The 16006-nt window shown below is 54.6% G+C and carries 13 protein-coding genes and 1 pseudogene; 13 read left to right on the forward strand and 1 reads right to left on the reverse strand.

The features are described 5' to 3' along the window. Positions 1–92 precede the first annotated feature (92 nt). From gatC to gatB, 3 genes are read left to right on the forward strand one after another with little or no spacing between them, the layout of a single operon-like run. Entirely contained in the window at positions 93–380 is a 288-nt protein-coding gene (gene gatC, locus BCA33_RS03120) for an Asp-tRNA(Asn)/Glu-tRNA(Gln) amidotransferase subunit GatC (protein ID WP_071263408.1), read from the forward strand. A gap of 40 nt (positions 381–420) precedes the next feature. Beyond that, positions 421–1878 (forward strand): Asp-tRNA(Asn)/Glu-tRNA(Gln) amidotransferase subunit GatA, encoded by a 1458-nt coding sequence (gatA, locus tag BCA33_RS03125; protein ID WP_071263410.1) that lies wholly within the window; start codon positions 421–423, stop codon positions 1876–1878. 21 nt (positions 1879–1899) lie between these two features. Beyond that, a complete protein-coding gene (gene gatB, locus BCA33_RS03130) occupies positions 1900–3351 on the forward strand; it encodes an Asp-tRNA(Asn)/Glu-tRNA(Gln) amidotransferase subunit GatB (protein ID WP_071263412.1) in 1452 nt (483 codons plus the stop codon). Here gatB and BCA33_RS03135 read toward each other — a convergent pair. Then, the gene (locus BCA33_RS03135; RefSeq protein ID WP_071263413.1) at positions 3341–4306 is read right to left on the reverse strand and encodes a LysR family transcriptional regulator; all 966 of its coding nucleotides are present in this window, start codon (positions 4304–4306) and stop codon (positions 3341–3343) included. The genes gatB and BCA33_RS03135 overlap by 11 nt on opposite strands. A gap of 107 nt (positions 4307–4413) precedes the next feature. Between BCA33_RS03135 and BCA33_RS03140 the strand changes: the two genes are divergently transcribed. The 10 genes and pseudogenes from BCA33_RS03140 to BCA33_RS03190 all read left to right on the forward strand — a co-directional run. After that, a complete protein-coding gene (locus BCA33_RS03140) occupies positions 4414–5829 on the forward strand; it encodes an acetyl-CoA carboxylase biotin carboxylase subunit (protein WP_071263414.1) in 1416 nt (471 codons plus the stop codon). 19 nt (positions 5830–5848) lie between these two features. Next, complete coding sequence (gene oadA, locus BCA33_RS03145) at positions 5849–7657, forward strand: sodium-extruding oxaloacetate decarboxylase subunit alpha (RefSeq protein ID WP_071263415.1); 1809 nt, start codon at positions 5849–5851, stop codon at positions 7655–7657. Between the two features lie 249 nt (positions 7658–7906). Continuing rightward, a complete protein-coding gene (locus BCA33_RS03150) occupies positions 7907–8314 on the forward strand; it encodes a PilZ domain-containing protein (protein WP_071263416.1) in 408 nt (135 codons plus the stop codon). A 171-nt stretch (positions 8315–8485) separates the two neighbouring features. Then, positions 8486–9394 carry a sulfate adenylyltransferase subunit CysD gene (gene cysD / locus BCA33_RS03155; protein WP_071263417.1) on the forward strand — a complete coding sequence of 303 codons (909 nt, stop codon included), beginning with the start codon at positions 8486–8488 and terminating at the stop codon, positions 9392–9394. 1 nt (position 9395) lies between these two features. After that, positions 9396–11054 (forward strand): sulfate adenylyltransferase subunit CysN, encoded by a 1659-nt coding sequence (gene cysN / locus BCA33_RS03160; RefSeq protein ID WP_071263418.1) that lies wholly within the window; start codon positions 9396–9398, stop codon positions 11052–11054. 257 nt (positions 11055–11311) lie between these two features. Then, on the forward strand, positions 11312–12328 hold the full coding sequence (locus tag BCA33_RS03170; RefSeq protein WP_071263420.1) for a nucleoid-associated protein: 1017 nt from the start codon (positions 11312–11314) through the stop codon (positions 12326–12328). Between the two features lie 260 nt (positions 12329–12588). Continuing rightward, positions 12589–13935, forward strand: coding sequence for a tRNA (N6-isopentenyl adenosine(37)-C2)-methylthiotransferase MiaB (miaB, locus tag BCA33_RS03175; RefSeq protein ID WP_071263421.1), 1347 nt, complete (start codon positions 12589–12591; stop codon positions 13933–13935). Positions 13936–14161: 226 nt separating this feature from the next. Continuing rightward, positions 14162–15145, forward strand: coding sequence for a PhoH family protein (locus BCA33_RS03180; RefSeq protein ID WP_071263422.1), 984 nt, complete (start codon positions 14162–14164; stop codon positions 15143–15145). Beyond that, positions 15142–15615, forward strand: a complete 474-nt coding sequence (ybeY, locus tag BCA33_RS03185; protein WP_071263423.1) for an rRNA maturation RNase YbeY — start codon at positions 15142–15144, stop codon at positions 15613–15615. Before BCA33_RS03180 ends, ybeY begins: the two co-directional genes overlap by 4 nt. Continuing rightward, a pseudogene (locus BCA33_RS03190) lies at positions 15612–16006 on the forward strand (magnesium/cobalt efflux protein); the annotation flags it as partial. The gene ybeY and the pseudogene BCA33_RS03190, both read left to right, overlap by 4 nt.

Here is a 16006-nt window from a genome sequence, read left to right on the forward strand (position 1 = left end):
ATTTGCGGCATCGCAGCGCCTCTCCCGCACAGCCGCGAATCTGTTACCATAACCACCTTCTTTAAAACTCTGTTTTATACTTTGGAGTCAACGTGACCATTTCCCGCGAAGACATTGAAAAAGTCGCCGTGCTGGCCCGAATTCGTCTCGACGAAGAGCAGATACCAGCACTGGAGAACGATCTGGGCAACATCCTCAGCCTGGTTGACCAGCTCAGCGCCGCCGATACCGACAACGTAGAGCCGCTGGCTCACCCGCTGGATGCCGTGCAGCGTTTGCGCGCAGACGAAGTGACCGAGACCAATCAACGGGAAGCCTTCCAGGCCATCGCGCCAGCTACCGAAGACGGCCTTTATCTCGTACCCCGGGTTATTGAGTGATCTGACGAAGCCCACCATCAGCCCACTATCAGGATTGAACATGCATAAAAAATCCGTAGCAGAGCTTTCCCGCGAACTGGAAAGCGGCAAGATTTCAAGCGTGGAACTGACCCGTGAGTTCCTCGATCGCATCAGAGCCGAAGACCGCCGGTACAACAGCTTTATTACCATCACCGAAGATCAGGCCATGGCCGATGCCAAAACCGCTGACGAGCAGCGGGCAGAGGGCAAGGCTGGCGTATGGACAGGTGTGCCCTTTGCACACAAAGACATCTTCTGCACCAACGGCGTAACCACCACCGCCGGCTCAAAAATGCTGGCCAACTTTGTACCTCCTTATGATGCCACGGTTACCGCCAACTTCCGCGCAGCGGGCGCAGTGTGCCTTGGCAAAACCAATATGGATGAGTTCGCCATGGGCTCCTCCAACGAATCCAGCTTCTTTGGCCCTGTGAATAATCCCTGGGGCCTGAGCAACGGCGACAAACGCGTGCCAGGTGGTTCTTCCGGCGGCTCCGCTGCGGCCATAGCCGCTCGTCTTGTGCCTGCAGCCACGGCTACGGATACCGGCGGCTCCATCCGCCAGCCCGCTGCTCTATGCGGCATCACTGGCCTGAAGCCCACTTACGGCCGGGTATCCCGCTACGGCATGATTGCGTTTGCCTCCAGCCTTGACCAAGGCGGCACCATGGCCCGCACGGCAGAAGACAATGCCCTGATGCTGAACGTGATGGCCGGGTTCGACCCGAAGGACTCCACGTGCGTTGAGCGCGCCGTGCCGGACTACACCGCCACCCTGAACGAGCCCCTGAACGGCCTGCGCATCGGTCTTCCGAAAGAGTATTTCTCCGATCAGCTCAGCCCCGCCATGGAGCAGCAGATTCGCAATGCGGTGAAGGAATACGAAAAGCTGGGCGCCTCCGTAAAAGAAGTGTCACTACCCCACGCCAAGTTGGCCATCGCCGCCTATTATGTGATTGCGCCTGCAGAGGCCTCCGCCAACCTGTCACGCTTTGACGGCGTGCGTTACGGCTATCGCTGCGAAAATCCACAGGATCTCAACGACCTTTATACCCGCACCCGTGCCGAAGGCTTCGGAAGCGAAGTTAAGCGCCGAATTCTGGTTGGAACATACGCGCTTTCAGCCGGCTACTTTGATGCCTATTACCTGAAGGCCCAAAAGGTTCGCCGCCTGATCCAGCAGGACTTCATTAATGCGTTCAAGGAAGTGGATGTATTGATGAGCCCGGTGACGCCCTCGCCTGCGTTTGTGCAAGGTGAGAAAACCAGCGATCCGGTGACCATGTACCTAGAAGATGTTTTCACCATCGCTGTAAACCTTGCAGGCGTGCCAGCCATGTCGGTACCGGCAGGTTTTGTTGACGGCCTGCCGGTGGGGCTGCAGATTATCGGGAACTATTTTGAAGAAGCTCGTTTGCTGAACGCAGCCCATCAGCTCCAGCAAGTTACCGACTGGCACCAAAAACTTCCCCAGTAAGCCCGAATCAGGAGAACAGTTATGCAGTGGGATATTGTGATCGGGCTGGAAATTCATGCTCAGCTTGCCACCCAAACCAAGATTTTTTCCGGCTCCAGCACAGCCTTTGGCGCCGAGCCCAACACCCAGGCCAGCGCCGTTGACCTGGCCATGCCTGGCACCTTGCCTGTGCCCAACGAACAGGCGTTCCGTTACGCCGTGATGTTCGGCCTGGCGGTAAACGCCGAAATCGGTCGGCGCTCGGTGTTCGACCGTAAAAACTATTTTTATCCGGACTTGCCCAAGGGCTATCAAACTACACAGCTGGACCACCCCATTGTTGGCCCGGGCTTCGTGGACGTTGATCTGGCAGATGGCCGTAGCAAGCGTGTGCGCATTCACCACGCCCACCTGGAAGAGGATGCCGGCAAATCGCTACACGAAGATTTTGATGGTATGACAGGCATCGACCTGAATCGCGCCGGCACACCGCTCATCGAAATCGTCACCGAGCCCGATATGAACAGCGCGGAAGAAGCCGTCGCCTTTGCCAAAAAGCTGCACAGCCTGGTGTCTTCGCTGGGCATCTGCGACGGCGATATGAGCCAGGGCTCCCTGCGCTTTGACGTGAACATCTCGCTCAAGCCAAAAGGCTCGGAAGAACTTGGCACCCGTACCGAAACCAAAAACCTGAACTCTTTCCGCTTTATGGAACAGGCCATTGCCCACGAAGTAGAGCGGCAGATGGACATTCTGGAAGACGGCGGTCGCATCGTTCAGGAGACCCGCCTCTACAACGGCGAGCGAGACGAATCCCGCTCCATGCGCAGCAAGGAAGAAGCCAACGATTACCGCTACTTCCCCTGCCCGGATTTGCTACCGGTAGTGATCGACGAGGCCTTTATTGAAAGCGCTCGCGACCTACTCCCGGAGCTGCCAGACGAGCGCAAAGGACGATTCAAGGCGCAGTACGGCCTCAACGATTACGACGCCCGTTTGCTCAGCGACGATGCACGCATGGCCGCATTCTTCGAAGAAACCGCCAGCCACGGCAAAGACGCAAAACTGGCTGCCAACTGGGTATTGGGTGAGTTCTCCGCGCGCTTGAACGCCGAAGACAAAACCGTCACGCAAGCACCCATCACGGGCACTCAGCTGGGCCAACTGGTTGCACGGATTGCAGACAATACTGTGTCTTCATCCGGGGCCAAGAAGGTGTTCGAAGCACTTTGGAATAGGGATGGAGACAATGCTGATGCCATCATTGAAGCCCAAGGGCTGAAGCAGGTATCGGATACCGGTGCACTGGAACAGATGGTGGATGAGGTTTTGGCTGGTATGCCAGACCAAGTCGCCCAGTACCAGCAGGAAATCGACCCCAAAAAACAGAAGAAGATGCTGGGTGGCTTTATGGGACCTTTGATGAAGGCTTCCAAAGGGCAAGGCAATCCGAAGCTGTTCACTGAAATCCTGCTGAAAAAGCTCAGCGACTGAGAAACATCTGCTCAAACTGGCGGATATTCTGCTGCACGTAGTCAATAAATGCCCGCATGGCCGGCGTAGGATGCCGAGCCTGCGGGTAGACGACACACCAGCTACGCCTCAGCGGGAAACCTTTAATATCCAAAACGTGCAAACTGCCCAAGGCGATCTCCGACAACACACCCAACCTTGGCAGAACGGCTACTCCCAATCCTGCCAGAACCGCATGTTTTACCGCATCGTTAGAGCCTAACTCTATACTTGGCTTTGCCCGTAATCGCCGATCCTGACAATGTAACTCCAGCGCCAGACGGCTACCTGACCCACTTTCCCGCACGAGCAATCCACTGTCCAGGAACTCCTGGGCTGTCACACTGTGCTGCTGTAGCAGCGGGTGGCCACTGGGCACCACCGGCACCAGTTCGTTATCCAGAAACGGCAGCGAAGCCAACGGTCGCTCAGCGGGCACCATACCCATAATAACCAGATCATCGGAATTGTCGTTCAGCCGCTGCAGGGCCGTTGCCCGGTTTACAACTGCCACAGACACAGTCACCTGCGGATTCAGCTGCAAAAACGCACTCAGCATATAAGGCACTACGTACTGCGCAGTATTCACCGCTGCCAACCTTAGCTCCCCCGCTACCTGCCCTTCCAGCGCCGCCAGGCTATTTTGCACTCGCTCCAGCTCACGAAAAACCGAATGCACACACGTTGCCATCTCCTCACCGGCTGCCGTGCAGTAGAGCTTACGCCCCACATACTCAAACATGGGCATGCCCAGCGCTTGTTCCAGGTGGCGTACCTGGCTGCTAACGGCGGGCTGCGTAAGGCCAAGCAACTCTCCTGCCTTACTGTAGCTTTTCAAATCATTCACAGCTTTGAATACCTGGAGCTGTCGAAACGTCAGGCGGCTGGCCAATTTCTGGATACTTAGGGCATATAGCTTAGTCCTGCACTTATTCATAAGTTATTACTTATAGATAAACAAAATAATATCAATTTTTCGCTAAACATCTATCCCTTTATTCTTTCTGTTACCTGCAATCGGGACGAAGCAATGAGGAACCTCCCATGCTGAAGAAAGTGTTAATAGCCAACCGCGGCGAAATTGCCGTTCGCATTGTGCGAGCCTGCGCCGAAATGGGGATACGCTCGGTGGCCATCTATACCGAACCGGATCGTTACGGGTTACACGTTAAGCGAGCCGATGAATCTTACTCTCTGGGCGACGACCCACTGGCCGGCTACCTCGACCCTGCCCGCATCGTAAACCTGGCGGTAGAAACTGGCTGCGATGCCATTCACCCCGGCTACGGATTCCTATCAGAAAACGCCAACTTTGCACGCCTGTGCGAACAAAAAGGCGTGGCGTTTATCGGCCCGAAATCCAGCGTCATCCACGGCATGGGCGATAAAACCCAGGCTCGTGACAGCATGCGCGCCGCCGGCATTCCCATTACACCCGGCTCCGAGGGCAACTTGGATAGCCTTGAAGAAGCCCTGAAACTGGCCAACGACATCGGCTATCCGGTGATGCTGAAAGCCACTTCCGGCGGCGGCGGTCGCGGCATCCGCCGCTGTGACACACCGCAAGAATTAAAAGTGCAGTACCCACGTGTGATTTCCGAGGCCACAAAGGCGTTTGGCTCCGCCGAAGTGTTCATGGAAAAGTGCATTGTGAACCCGCGCCACATTGAGGTGCAGATACTGGCAGACAGCCAGGGCAATGCCATCCACTTGTTTGAGCGAGATTGCTCCATACAGCGCCGCAATCAGAAACTGATCGAGATTGCCCCCAGCCCGCAACTGACACCAGAGCAGCGACAGTACATAGGTGATCTGGCGGTGCGTGCTGCCAAGGCAGTAGGCTACGAGAACGCCGGCACCGTGGAATTTTTGCTGTCTGGCAACGAAGTGCACTTTATGGAAATGAACACCCGGGTGCAGGTTGAACACACCATTACCGAAGCCATCACCGGCGTGGACATTGTTCGGGAACAGCTGCGCATTGCATCCGGCCTACCGCTAAGCTATCGCCAGGAAGACATCCAGTACCGGGGCTATGCCTTACAGTTTCGTATTAACGCAGAAGACCCCAAAAACGACTTCCTCCCAAGCTTCGGCCGCATTACCCATTACTACGCGCCCGGCGGCCCTGGCGTGCGTGTGGATACCGCCATTTATACCGGTTATGAAATCCCCCCTTACTACGATTCCATGTGCCTGAAGCTAGTGGTATGGGCACTGACCTGGGACGAGGTGATCGCCCGAGGCAAGCGCGCCCTGGACGACATGCGCCTGCACGGGATCAAAACCACCGCCAATTATTACCAACAAATTCTGGAACACCCGGATTTTCGCAAAGGCATATTCAACACCAGCTTTGTACCAGATCACCCGGAATTGCTGAACTACTCAACCAAGCGCCACCCCAGTGAAATTGCGCTTGCCCTCGCCGCCACCATTGCCGCGCATGCAGGCTGGTAATCCGCAGGAGTATTGAATTATGAAACATGCAAAAAAGATTGAAGTCACCGACCTTGTTCTGCGTGATGCACACCAGTCTCTGATCGCAACCCGTATGCGCACCGAAGACATGCTGCCTATCTGCGAGAAGCTGGATCAGGTGGGTTATTGGTCCCTGGAAGTCTGGGGCGGAGCCACTTTCGACGCCTGCGTTCGCTTCCTGAAAGAAGACCCCTGGGAGCGCCTGCGCCAATTGCGCGAGGCCCTGCCGAATACTCGCCTGCAAATGCTGCTGCGAGGCCAGAACCTGCTGGGATACCGCCATTATGCCGACGACGTAGTAGAAGCTTTTGTTCAAAAAGCAGCTGATAACGGCATAGACGTGTTCCGGGTGTTTGATGCACTGAACGACCTGCGCAATATTGAAACCGCCATGAAAGCGGTGAAGAAAGCCGGCAAACATGCCCAGGGCACTATTTGCTACACCACCAGCCCGGTGCACACGCTCGAACTGTTTGTGCAGCAAGCCAAAGACATGCAGGCTATGGGCGCAGATTCCATCGCCATTAAAGACATGGCGGGGCTGTTGTCGCCCTACGCCACCTTCGATTTGGTGAAAGCCATCAAGGCAGAGGTGGATCTACCTTTGGTCATTCACAGCCACTCTACCTCTGGCCTGGCACCGCTGTGCCAACTAAAAGCCATAGAAGCTGGCGTGGATCGCATCGACACAGCCATCTCATCATTTTCCTCAGGTACCAGCCACCCTGCGACAGAATCCCAGGTGGCCGCACTCAAAGGCACGGACTACGACACCGGCTTGGACTTAACACTGCTGAGCGAGATTGCTGACTACTTTCGCGAAGTACGCAAGAAGTACCAGCAATTTGAAAGCGAATTCACCCGCGAGGATGTCTCGGTACAGATTAATCAGGTGCCTGGCGGCATGATGTCCAACCTGGCGAACCAGTTAAAAGAACAGAACGCGCTGGATCGCATCCGCGAGGTGTTCGACGAAATTCCGCGGGTACGGGAAGACTTGGGCTTTCCACCGCTTGTTACGCCCACCTCACAGATCGTAGGCACCCAAGCCGTATACAACGTGTTGGCAGGCCAGCGTTACAAGACCATCACCAATGAAGTAAAGCGGTACCTCCAGGGCGGCTACGGCAAACCGCCAGCGCCGGTAAATACAGACGTACGCAACAAAGCCATCGGCAACGAATCGGTTGATGAGGGCCGACCCGCCGACCAACTCAGCCCGGAGCTGAACAAGCTACGCAAAGACATTGGTGAACTGGCTCTCAACGAAGAAGACGTGCTCACCTACGCCATGTTCCCCGACCTGGGCCGGGAATTCCTGCAACAACGTAAAGCCGGCACCCTGGTGCCTGAGCCTCTGTTGCCGCCAGAAGACACATCCCGGGAGCGCCTGAACACCGGCGTAGCCACGGAATTTCGCATTGAAGTTCACGGCGAAAGTTACGAGGTGGCCGTGACGGGTTCCGGAGACTCAGGCGCTGGAAAACGAAAACTCTATCTCTCGCTCGATGGTATGCCCGAAGAAGTGGTGTTCGAGCCTCTTAACGACTATGTGGCCGAGGGCAGTGGTAGCGGCCGCAAGAAGGCATCCACCCCCGGCCACGTGAGCACCGCCATGCCCGGCAATGTGGTAGAGGTTCTGGTGAGCGAAGGGGATACCGTAAGCGCCGGCCAGGCCGTGCTGATCACCGAAGCCATGAAGATGGAAACAGAGGTGCACGCCAACATCGACGGCAAAGTAGAGGCCATCTATGTAACCAAGGGCGACCGGGTAACCCCGGGTGAAGTGTTGGTCGAGATTGCCTGATCAGAAAGAAGTACAACAAGCCGACCCTGGCTACAGGGGCGGCTTGTCGTATCTGAGGTCAGAGCCAAAACGCCTGACGTAGGTCAAAAATGTGAACCGCTGTTCACAAAAATACAAAAAACCTGCCACAATGTGCGACACTCAAGTTGCTGATCAGAAAACAAGCAACTATACTTTTCATCGTTTAGACATTGTTCTGAAACATTTTTTGAATTTGGGGTTGCCCCAACAGTACCCATAAGAGTGCCCATGACATCTGCCACAGCAAAGCCAAACCTGCGTAACCAGCAACGTGCCGATGTTGTGTGTGACATTGTTATCGAGAAGCCAGATGGCCACCAACTCACGTGTAAAATTGCCAACCTCTCCCGCACCGGCGTAATGCTTTCCTGTAACCAAGAAACAGTAAACCAGCTGATACCTCGCCTTAAAATTCCAGATCCCCGAAACCTGGCTGTCGTTAAGGCAAGGTTCTTTGTACCGGTAATCGCTACCCAGCCAGTGTCTATTGTTGCCAATGGAAATATCGTCCATCTGCGAAGAGTGGCCAGGGACGAGTTCCAGCTAGGAATCCAGTTTGCGGATTTTGAAGACAATGGCTTTTATTATGTGGACACGTACGTGCGCAAGCTTCTGGCCGACTCGCCACTCATCTGACGGACAGCATACGCCACAGAACACTCTCCACCCCGCAAGCTCCCTGTCCTTCTGCGCTATATTGCTATAACTTAAAACTCTAACCGCAAGACTTCTTATAGCCTTATTGCCTCTGGTATAGTTACCCCTTCACTTTGCATGCCTTTAAGGCCCGCGCGGCAACGGATTATCATGACCACATACAACCTTACGCATCTGAAGCAACTGGAAGCGGAAAGCATCCACATCATCCGAGAAGTGGCCGCCGAGTTTGATAACCCGGTGATGCTCTACTCCGTTGGTAAAGACTCTGCGGTGATGTTGCACCTTGCCCGCAAGGCTTTCTATCCAGGCAAGCTACCCTTCCCCCTGATGCACGTGGACACCACCTGGAAGTTCCGGGACATGATTGATTTCCGCGATCGCAAGGTAAAGGAATACGGGCTGGATCTGATCGTACACACCAATCAGGATGGCGTAGACCAAGGCATAGGGCCGTTTTCCCACGGCAGCGCGAAACACACAGATGTGATGAAAACCCAGGGCCTTAAACAGGCTTTGGACAAATACGGTTTTGATGCTGCATTCGGTGGCGCCCGCCGGGATGAAGAGAAATCCCGGGCCAAAGAACGGGTCTACTCCTTCCGTGACGAATACCACCGCTGGGATCCCAAGAATCAGCGCCCGGAGCTGTGGAACACGTATAACGGCAAGGTGAACAAGGGCGAGAGTATCCGGGTATTTCCGCTTTCCAACTGGACCGAGTTGGATATCTGGCAGTACATCTATCTGGAAAATATCGAGATCGTTCCTCTTTACTACTCGGCCATACGCCCAGTGGTCGAGCGCGACGGCTCACTGATCATGGTGGACGACGACCGCATGCCCCTGAAAGAGGGGGAAAAACCGATGATGAAATCCATCCGTTTCCGCACCCTTGGGTGCTACCCGCTGACCGGCGCCATTGAATCCGAGGCAGACACCTTGCCCGAGATTATCCAGGAAATGTTGCTGGCCACCAGTTCAGAACGACAAGGCCGCGTGATCGATCACGATTCGGCCGGCTCCATGGAACAGAAAAAGCGCGAAGGGTACTTCTGATATGTCACACCAATCTGATCTCATCGCCGACGATATTCAGGCTTACCTGAAACAACACGAGAACAAAGAATTGCTGCGCCTATTAACCTGCGGCAGCGTCGACGACGGCAAAAGCACCCTGATCGGCCGCCTGCTGCACGACACCAAAATGATCTACGAAGATCACATGGCCAGCCTGAAAACCGACAGTGCCAAAATGGGCACCACCGGCGAAAAGCTGGATCTTGCCCTACTGGTAGATGGCTTGCAGGCCGAGCGGGAACAGGGCATTACCATCGATGTTGCCTATCGGTATTTCTCCACCGACAAGCGCAAGTTCATCATTGCAGATACGCCGGGGCACGAACAATACACCCGCAACATGGCCACTGGCGCTTCAACGGCACAGGTAGCCATCTTGATGATCGACGCCCGCCGTGGGGTGCTCACCCAGACACGCCGGCACTCTTTTATCGCCTCCTTGCTTGGCATCCGGCACATCGTAGTAGCTGTGAACAAGATGGATTTGGTGGACTTCAGCGAAGACCGTTTCAACGAGATTCGAGAGGAATATCTGGCCTTCGCCGCCAGACTGGGGCTGACGGACATCCGCTTTGTGCCAATCTCGGCGCTGGAAGGCGATAACGTAGTCAACCGTAGCGAGAATACACCCTGGTTTAGCGGCAAGCCGCTGATGGACATCCTGGAAACAGTCGAGGTAAACCGCGACAAAAACCTGGAGCACTTCCGGTTCCCGGTGCAATACGTTAACCGGCCCAACCTGAACTTCCGCGGCTTCTGCGGCACCATTGCCTCCGGCGTGATTCGCCCGGGCGATAAGGTTATGGCCCTGCCCTCACGGCGCACTAGCACCGTCAAAGAAGTCGTGACATTCGATGGCAATCTTGATGAAGGCTATATCGATCAGGCCGTCACGCTAACGCTAGCCGATGAGATTGATATCAGCCGTGGCGACATGCTGGTAAAGCCGGAAGACGAGCCGGAAGTGGGCAACCGCTTCAAAGCCAATATCGTCTGGATGTCTGATGCACCTCTGCACACCGGGCGGCTGTACGACATAAAGCTGGGCCCGACCTTCACGTCAGGCACGGTTCGTAAAATTCATTATCAGACCGACGTGAATACACTGGAACAGCACGCCAACCCAGACCTGCTGCAAGTGAACGAAATTGGCCTGTGTGATCTCACCCTAAGCCAGCCTATAGCGTTTGACGCTTACCAGCGCAATCACGCCACAGGCAGCTTTATCGTTATTGACCGATTGACCAACGTAACCGTTGGCGCCGGCATGATTGATGGTTTGGCGGATACGGCAGGAACCCTCGAGCCGGTCAGCCCGGAAGAGCGTGAGCGCAGGCTGGCGCAAAAACCACTGATTATCGGTTGCTCCGGCAAGCAGGCGCCAGCACTTGCACTCGCACTGGAGCGTGCGTTGTTCGATCAGGGAAAAACCACGGTCATCTTAAGCGAAGATAACGCCGGTAATGCCGATGATCGCCGCCGCACGGCGCAGCTGCTGACCGCTTACGGCCTGATCGCAATTGTTGTAAATCTTGGCACTGACGTGGCCAACGTTTCGATAGCGGCAGACAAGCCGGAGGACGTTTCAGGTGCTGCGGCAGCGCTAGCTCAGGAGTTGGTTCGCAATAAACAAATCTAAGCCAAAACGAGCATTAATCTCGCACTAATGCGGTGATGGATGCCAAGGGGTGGGGTGTCTTTTCTGCCGGAAAAAGATGTCTGAGCGCAGCGAGTTGCTTTTTCCAGAAGGAAAGACACCCCCGCTCCTTGGCTAACTCCCAACTCAATAATTCTCTTTTTAGTCGTGAATGTATTGGTTGTCCGTGGCAGAATCTGTGGCCCTGAAGCTAAGCCTTCGGGGCTTTTTTGTTTCTTCTTCCTAGGGTTTTTCTGTTTATGGCCATCAAACATTTACGCACCGCTTTTGCGAGTCAGTACCAGCCGGGGCAGCCGGCCCGCCTTCAGAGTGGCGAAGCGCTGCAGGAGCCGGGTGGCGACTATGAAGGCTTGCACAAGCAGATGAAGCGGCTATTCAACAGCAAACCAGGTAAAAAGTACGGGCGGTTTTCGGATGATATCGGCGAGAGTCCGTTTAAAGGCTGGCTGAAGGATTATCTGGAGGACAAGCAGAGCTTTTCAGCGTTCACTGACCGGCTATTCGGGCAGTGGCAGGAGTTGCTATCCGGTTCTCAGGAGGAGTTTCAAGGGCAGCTGATGGTTGTTCATGAGGCCCTGGCGGATTCGGATGTTGTTTATTTGCTGATTATGGAGAGCGACGGCGCCCTGCGTTTTGATGGTAACCAAGCCTTGGATACAACGGATGTGCTGAGCACATCGCGCTTGAACCTGGCGATGCGGGTTGAGCTGGATGACTGGCTTGGGGATAACGCAGCAGAGAATTACCTTACGCTGGTTCATGCTCGCGGCACGGGTGATCCTGGGGAGCTGTTTATTCGGTTGTGTGGTTTTACCAATCAGGTGGATGTGGAGAAGGAAACTCTGACGTTTCTGGACGCAGTGGAGGCGTTTGCAAAGTCTTCTGAGCCAGAGAAAGCCGGCGAGGTGCGCACCCGCGCCTATGAGTTCTGTAAGGAGCAGCATGCGCTGGGTGAGCCGGTTGCCATTGAGGCGTTGTCTGGCTATCTGGATGAAGATCAGCCTGATCGATTCAAGGAGTTTGCGAATAAATCGGCGGAGATGCCGGAGAGCGGTGTGTTGCATCCAGATCATCGCAAGGTGAAGAAGCTGGTGCGCATTGCGGGTTCTGGTGGTGGCATGAGTGTGTCTTTTTCTTCGGATTTGGTGAATCAGGCGATCTATTATGATCGCGATAAGGATGCGCTTACGATTACGCGTTTGCCTAAGGTTTTGCGGGAGCAGTTGGAGCGGTATCTGGAGAGTCGCGAAGAGTAATACGGTGGCTGGCTCCGGGGCGTGGTGGGCGTTTTCTTCTGGAAAAAGCAACTCGCTGCGCTCAGACATCTTTTCCGGCAGAAAAGCCCCACCACACCCCCGGGCCGATCTGACGTTTTAGGTTTGACTGGCAGTTTACCGAGACAGCGCTGGTTACGGAATGATCACGCCGTTATACTGAGCAGTTCTCCTTTTCAGTGCGCCCATATCGGACATTTGAATGCTCCAGGCGCCACATACATCCAGTTGTGTTGAGACCCATGGCAAAGAAGCTGTACATCAAAACCCACGGTTGTCAGATGAATGAATACGATTCATCGCGGATGGCCGACCTGTTAAAAACTGGCGAGGCGGTTGAAATGACCGATTCGCCAGACGACGCGGATATCCTGTTGCTGAACACCTGCTCTATTCGGGAAAAAGCTCAGGAAAAAGTCTTTCATCAGCTGGGTCGCTGGAAAAAACTAAAAGCGAAAAAACCGGAACTAATCATTGGTGTTGGCGGCTGTGTGGCCAGCCAGGAAGGCCAAGCGATTATTAACCGCGCGCCCTATGTGGATATGGTCTTCGGCCCGCAAACCCTGCACCGCTTGCCAGACATGATTTCCGAAGTGCGCATGAAAGGTAACGGCGTAGGCGTGGTGGATGTCAGCTTTCCGGAAATCGAAAAGTTCGACAACCTGCCGGATCCTGGGGCTGACGGCCCATCTGCATTTGTGTCTATCATGGAAGGCTGTAGCAAGTACTGCACCTTCTGCGTGGTACCGTACACACGCGGCGAAGAAGTCAGCCGGCCGGCCGACGATGTGATAGCCGAAGTCGCCCATCTGGCCAGTCAGAATGTGCGTGAAGTAAACCTGCTGGGTCAGAACGTTAACGCTTATCGTGGCGAGACCCATGATGGCGATGTGATGGACCTGGCGGAGCTTATTACGCTGATTGCCACCATCGACGGCATTGACCGCATTCGCTACACCACCTCGCACCCGGTGGAATTTACTGAGGCAATGATTGAGGTGTACGAGCAGGTTCCAGAGCTGGTCAGCCACCTGCACCTGCCGGTACAAAGCGGTTCGGATCGCATTCTGGCGGCCATGAAGCGCGGCCACACGGCGCTGGAGTACAAATCCAAACTTCGCCGCTTGCGCAAGATTCGCCCTGATATCAGTTTTTCTTCGGATTTCATTATTGGCTTCCCGGGTGAAACCGAGAAAGATTTTGAAGACACCATGAAGCTGATCAACGATATCGGTTTCGACATGTCGTTCAGCTTCGTTTACAGCGCTCGCCCGGGTACGCCGGCATCGGACTTGCCCGATGAAACACCGATGGAAGTGAAAAAGCAGCGCCTGAAGATTCTGCAAGATCGCATCAATCAGACGGTGATGGATATCAGCCGTAAGATGGTGGGTTCCACCCAGCGCATTCTGGTAACCGGCTTGTCAAAGAAAGATCCGGGGGAGTATTCCGGGCGCACGGAGAACAACCGAATTGTGAATTTCCGGCATGAAAATCCGGAGATTGTCGGCAACTTCATCGACATCGAGATTGTTGAAGCCTACGCCAACTCACTGCGCGGTTTGCCTGTGGATTCGGAATTATATTAAGCATCGGAACGCACTTGTTTTTAAGTGTCGAGCCTGCACATAGTTTAAACAGGCATGGAGCTAGAACTGTCTCCCAAAAATGTGGAGCGCCAAGGATGGCGCGACCAAGCCCTACATGGACGTATTTACGGGCGTTTTTTGGGAGACGGTTCTAACTCCATGCCGTTGCCCCCATATGAGATATACATGTTTCCGAAGACTATACGGGAGCATAAACGGAGAAAATTTGGACACCAACGATTCCAGACAATTCGATTTACACCCAGTAGATCAGCGCAGGCTGACCACCCTTTGTGGTCAGTTTGACGAGAACCTTAAGCACGTCGAACGACGCTTGCAGGTGAGAGTTAGCCGCAGAGGCCATCACTTTCGGGTGGAAGGTGAAACCGAACACGTTGCCGCTGCGGTGGAGGTGATTCGCCATCTCTATCGGGAAACTGAGGCCAGCGAGCACATTCCACCGGATACCGTTCATTTGTACATCCGGGAAACCGGATTTGAGCGACTGCCCGACGACGTGCCTTTTGATGGCTCGCTTACCACCATCAAAACGCCAAAGCTCACTGCCAAACCTCGCGGTGCGAACCAGCAAAAGTATGTGCACAGCATTCGCTCCCACGACATTAACTTCGGTATAGGCCCTGCCGGTACAGGTAAAACCTGGCTTGCCGTAGCTTGTGCAGTGGAAGCTCTAAAAGACGAGCAGGTTAAGCGGATTCTGCTGGTACGCCCGGCGGTAGAAGCGGGCGAGAAGCTCGGTTTTCTGCCCGGCGATCTGGCACAAAAGGTGGATCCATACCTTCGGCCATTGTACGACGCACTCTATGAAATGCTCGGTTTTGATTATGTCACACGGCTGATTGAGAAAAGCGTTATTGAGATTGCGCCCTTGGCCTTCATGCGTGGCCGCACCCTGAACAACTCGTTTATTATTCTGGACGAAAGCCAGAACACTACCCGCGAGCAGATGAAAATGTTCCTTACACGGATAGGTTTTGGCTCCACGGCTGTGATTACCGGAGATACCACCCAGGTGGATCTTCCTCGCGGTCAGAATTCCGGATTGATCCATGCGGCGGGCGTGCTTAGCAATGTTTCAGGCATTGGCTTTACCCGTTTTGAGGCCAGGGATGTTGTCCGCCACCCCTTGGTTCAGCGGATTGTAGAAGCCTATGACTCGCTTGATGCAGGAGGCAACCGTAAGCAGTGAGTGAACTGACGGTTGATTTTCAAAACGCATTTGATGGGCAAGACGTACCCGAAGAATCCCTGTTTCAAGCGTGGGCTCAAGCAGCCTGGCTGGAACAGGAGCCCTCTGAGGTAACCATCCGTATTGTTGATGTTGACGAGGGCCAAGCGCTCAACCATCAGTACCGGGGCAAGGACAAACCCACCAATGTGTTGTCCTTTCCATTTGAGGCGCCAGCCGGTATAACGGTGCCATTAGCCGGAGATCTCGTTATTTGCGCTCCGGTGGTAGAAGGTGAGGCCCGCGAACAGTTCAAGAGTTCAGCGGCGCACTGGGCCCACATGGTGGTCCACGGTATGCTGCACCTTCAGGGCTACGATCATATAAACGATGAAGACGCAGAGGCCATGGAGGCCCTGGAAATTCGGTTGCTGGCACAATTTGGGATCGGCAACCCCTACGCAGCAGAGGAAACGGAAAAAGACTCATGAGCGACGATCAGTCGAGTCGCAGTCAGGGCTCCAACAAGTCCTGGCTGGAGCGTATATCACATGCCTTTTCCAGTGGGCCTGAATCTATCGAAGATGTACTGGAAATACTGCGAGATGCTGAATCCCAAGGCATTATCGATGTAGATGCCATGAGCATCATCGAAGGTGCCATGCAGGTGGTGGATATGCGTGTGGATGAAATCATGATCCCACGCTCCCAGATGGTCACCGTTCGGGCCTCCCAGGACCCGAAAGAGTATCTGGATGAAATCATCGCATCTGCCCACAGCCGGTTTCCGGTTATCGGCGACAGCCAGGATGATGTCGTCGGTGTTCTTCTCGCCAACCTTCTGCCGCTGGCGCTTGATGACGATATGGACTGGTCTCATGT

Origin of the sequence: Marinobacter sp. AC-23 (genome assembly GCF_001858325.1) — a bacterium.
GTDB lineage: Bacteria > Pseudomonadota > Gammaproteobacteria > Pseudomonadales > Oleiphilaceae > Marinobacter.

Excerpts from the sequence above, each read along its gene's own strand:
- gatA (WP_071263410.1), top strand. The coding sequence starts at position 421 with ATGCATAAAAAATCCGTAGCAGAGCTTTCCCGCGAACTGGAAAGCGGC.
- BCA33_RS03140 (WP_071263414.1), top strand. The coding sequence starts at position 4,414 with ATGCTGAAGAAAGTGTTAATAGCCAACCGCGGCGAAATTGCCGTTCGC.
- gatB (WP_071263412.1), top strand. The coding sequence starts at position 1,900 with ATGCAGTGGGATATTGTGATCGGGCTGGAAATTCATGCTCAGCTTGCC.
- miaB (WP_071263421.1), top strand. The coding sequence starts at position 12,589 with ATGGCAAAGAAGCTGTACATCAAAACCCACGGTTGTCAGATGAATGAA.
- BCA33_RS03150 (WP_071263416.1), top strand. The coding sequence starts at position 7,907 with ATGACATCTGCCACAGCAAAGCCAAACCTGCGTAACCAGCAACGTGCC.
- BCA33_RS03135 (WP_071263413.1), bottom strand. The coding sequence starts at position 4,306 with ATGAATAAGTGCAGGACTAAGCTATATGCCCTAAGTATCCAGAAATTG.
- oadA (WP_071263415.1), top strand. The coding sequence starts at position 5,849 with ATGAAACATGCAAAAAAGATTGAAGTCACCGACCTTGTTCTGCGTGAT.
- cysN (WP_071263418.1), top strand. The coding sequence starts at position 9,396 with ATGTCACACCAATCTGATCTCATCGCCGACGATATTCAGGCTTACCTG.
- BCA33_RS03170 (WP_071263420.1), top strand. The coding sequence starts at position 11,312 with ATGGCCATCAAACATTTACGCACCGCTTTTGCGAGTCAGTACCAGCCG.
- cysD (WP_071263417.1), top strand. The coding sequence starts at position 8,486 with ATGACCACATACAACCTTACGCATCTGAAGCAACTGGAAGCGGAAAGC.